This is a genomic window from Mycobacterium sp. (genome assembly GCF_050701675.1).
Classification (GTDB): domain Bacteria; phylum Actinomycetota; class Actinomycetes; order Mycobacteriales; family Mycobacteriaceae; genus Mycobacterium.
This window is the reverse complement of the sequence record NZ_JBOGDD010000414.1, coordinates 1-2700: the sequence shown is the minus strand read 5'-3', so window position 1 is coordinate 2700 and position 2700 is coordinate 1. Positions and strand designations below refer to the sequence as shown.

Genomic DNA, 2700 nt, shown 5'->3' with positions numbered 1-2700 from the left:
GTCCGGTTTATTACCGCTTCCTTGCCAGGCACAATGAACGTCATGGAAACGCAGACCATCGAGCGCACCGAAACCGACGAACGCGTCGACGACGGAACCGATGACGACACACCCAAGGTCTTCCATTACGTGAAGAAGGACAAGATCGTGCAGAGCGCGGTCGAGGGCACGCACGTCGTCGCGCTGTGCGGCGAGGTGTTCCCGGTGACGAAGTCGGCCAAGCCCGGCTCGCCGGTCTGCCCGGACTGCAAGCGGATCTACCAGGCGCTCAAGAAGTAGCGGCAGGCCTGCCGGGCACGTCAGCAGCTGTCTCGTCAGGTCCGTCGGTCGCCCGGCCCTTTGACCTGGCCCCGTCATCGGGGTGCAGCGGGCCGTCGCCATTGCGTTCGTCGGCCTTCTCCTCAAGCCAGCCTCTGAGCCGATTGGCGTGGGTGTCGGGCGCGGGCCACTCTTCTTGGATGGCGGCGTTGAGTTCGGCGCCCGTCATGATCGAGAAGCCGAGGAAGAAGGCGAACAACAGGAACGCGATCGGTGTCGCCAACGCGCCGTAGGTGTACCCGGTCCCTGTGATCCACGTCAGGTACACGCGAAGCCCCAACGTCGCGACCAGGAAGACCAACGCCGCGAGCACCGAACCGTAGAGCAGTCGGTGCGAGGGGAGTGGCTTGGGCAGTGCCACCCGGTAGAGGATGTTCACCGCGGTGACCAGACCGATGAACAGAACGGGGTAGTACCCGTAGCTCAAGAAGTACTGCCAACTCTGGGGGATGTGCTCCGCGACCTTCATCGGTCCGATTGCGAGCAACGGTGCCGTGGCGATGACGAATACCAACATGATCACGTACAGGCCGAGAGCGTAGAAGCGTTGGCGGACGGGATGTCGTAGTTCCGTCTGGTCGTGCGCCTCGACGACCGAGTCGACGAACGCAGAGACCGCTGACGAGCCCGCCCACAGCGAGATGACGAATCCGAGTGACACGACCTCGCCCCTGGCGCCCGCCACGATGTCCGAGACCGTCGGTGCAATGATCTCGTTCACCACGTTGCCCGAGAACAGGTTGCCTGCGGTACTGATCAGACGGTCTTCGATCGTCTGCAGGGTCTCCGGACCGAACAGCGGCGCTATGTAGGCCAGACTGCCGAGCATGCCGAGCAGTAGGGGTGGCAGAGACAACGCGCACCAAAACGCCGCCTGGGCCGACTCCGAGAAGATGGAGTCATCCCAACTCTTGGCGATGGTTCGCTTGGCGATGCGCCAGATGTGATGCCGGGAGGGCTTCGCCGGTGAATGCTGGTCCGTCATGACCACACCAGCATTCCCGACGGCCCGGCCGAGCGCGCGGAGTGGTCGGTCAGTCCGTGTCCGTCACGACAGGGGCTGGCTGGTCTCCAACACCGCGGCCAATTCGACCAGCTTTGCCTCGTGCTCGTTGGCGTGGTGCTGGCAGAAGAGCAGCACGGCGCCAGAGGGGAGTTTGGCAACGACCTGAGCGGCGGCGCCGCACCGATCGCAGCGATCAGCCCGAGTCAGCTCAGGGCTGGTCAGAGTTGCGTTCATGGCGCCTCCTCCATATCTGCTACGTGCGTAGATCTACTGTGTCAGACGTTTTCGCTTCCGGCCTTGTTCCCCGGTCGTTCACCGGTGTGTCGTGTCTCACGCGACCTCGAAGTTGCGCCACGGGCACACTGACCGCATGATCCCGTCGCCGCGAGAACTGATTCACCTCTGCACCACCGATGAGTGGGAACGCGCCAAGGATGCTGGTGAGCGGCGCCCGCCCTCCTTGGAGAGCGAAGGCTTCATTCACCTTTCAGCCCCCGAGCAGGTGCATCTGCCTGCCAATCGCCTATTCGCGGGCCGCACCGACATGGTCTTGCTTCGCCTGGATCCGGATCTGCTCGGCGCACCCGTGCGGTGGGAACCGGGCGTGCCGACGGATCCGGCGTCGATGACGTTCCCTCATCTGTACGGCCCCCTGCCCGTGGCAGCTGTGACGAGTGTCACGACCTACCGGCCGGAGCGGGACGGCGGGTTCGCTGAGCTGTCTCCCTCCGACACGTAGGCATCGACCTCGATTTCGACGTGGAGGTCGGGCGAGATCAGTGCGGACACCTCGACCATCGTGGCAACGGGACGGACCTCACCGAACACCTCGGCGTGGACGGCCGCAACGTCGCGCCAGCGCTCGATGTCGGTGACGAACATCCGCGTGCGCACCACGTCGGCAAGCGTGGCGCCGGCCTCCGTCAGCGCACTCTCGATACGGCGAAATGCCGCCCGCGCCTGGGTGGCGACGTCGTCGCCGGGGGCGGTGGTCCCCGCCACCACGACGAGCGGCCCGATGCGAACTGCCCGCGAATATCCGACCTCGGCCTCGAACGCCGATCCCGACGAGACGTTGATCCGGTGTGCAGTCATGACTGTGCCGGGACGGCTTCGACGAGTGACATCGGCCCCGCGGTCGGAATGACCCTGGTCTGCCGAAAGCCCGCGCGGGACAACAGGTCCGCGTACTCGGATGCGGTACGTTCACGCCCGCCGGTGTGAACCAGCATCTCGAGGTCGACCAGCATGCCCGGGTGATGCGGTGCGCCCTCGGGGAGCACCAGTTCCATCAACAGCAGTTTGCCGTCGGTCGCGATCGCGGTACGGACGTTGCGCAGGATCGTCAGTGACTCTTCGTCGTCCCAGTCGTGGAT

6 protein-coding genes are annotated in these 2700 nt (G+C 64.9%); 2 read left to right on the top strand and 4 right to left on the bottom strand.

What is annotated here, in order from left to right; genetic code table 11:
- Window positions 1-42 precede the first annotated feature (42 nt).
- Window positions 43-279 carry a DUF3039 domain-containing protein gene (locus tag ACRDUX_RS12555; protein WP_526414353.1) on the top strand — a complete coding sequence of 79 codons (237 nt, stop codon included), beginning with the start codon at window positions 43-45 and terminating at the stop codon, window positions 277-279.
- On the opposite strand, the gene ACRDUX_RS12550 is transcribed toward ACRDUX_RS12555, so the two are convergent.
- Together ACRDUX_RS12550 and ACRDUX_RS12545 are read right to left on the bottom strand one after the other, a co-directional pair.
- Window positions 269-1303, bottom strand: coding sequence for a YhjD/YihY/BrkB family envelope integrity protein (locus ACRDUX_RS12550; RefSeq protein ID WP_526414351.1), 1035 nt, complete (start codon window positions 1301-1303; stop codon window positions 269-271). The genes ACRDUX_RS12555 and ACRDUX_RS12550 overlap by 11 nt on opposite strands.
- 63 nt (window positions 1304-1366) lie before the next feature.
- Complete coding sequence (locus ACRDUX_RS12545) at window positions 1367-1558, bottom strand: DUF7455 domain-containing protein (protein ID WP_526414349.1); 192 nt, start codon at window positions 1556-1558, stop codon at window positions 1367-1369.
- 136 nt (window positions 1559-1694) lie between these two features.
- On the opposite strand from ACRDUX_RS12545, the gene ACRDUX_RS12540 reads away from it, so the two are divergent.
- Window positions 1695-2063 carry a DUF952 domain-containing protein gene (locus ACRDUX_RS12540; protein WP_526414347.1) on the top strand — a complete coding sequence of 123 codons (369 nt, stop codon included), beginning with the start codon at window positions 1695-1697 and terminating at the stop codon, window positions 2061-2063.
- Here ACRDUX_RS12540 and ACRDUX_RS12535 read toward each other — a convergent pair.
- On the bottom strand, window positions 2009-2419 hold the full coding sequence (locus ACRDUX_RS12535) for a RidA family protein (protein WP_526414345.1): 411 nt from the start codon (window positions 2417-2419) through the stop codon (window positions 2009-2011). The two genes, ACRDUX_RS12540 and ACRDUX_RS12535, sit on opposite strands and share 55 nt — an antisense overlap.
- Window positions 2416-2700, bottom strand: a 285-nt coding sequence (locus ACRDUX_RS12530) for a methyltransferase (RefSeq protein ID WP_526414343.1), incomplete at its 5' end; no start/stop codon positions are given. The genes ACRDUX_RS12535 and ACRDUX_RS12530, both read right to left, overlap by 4 nt.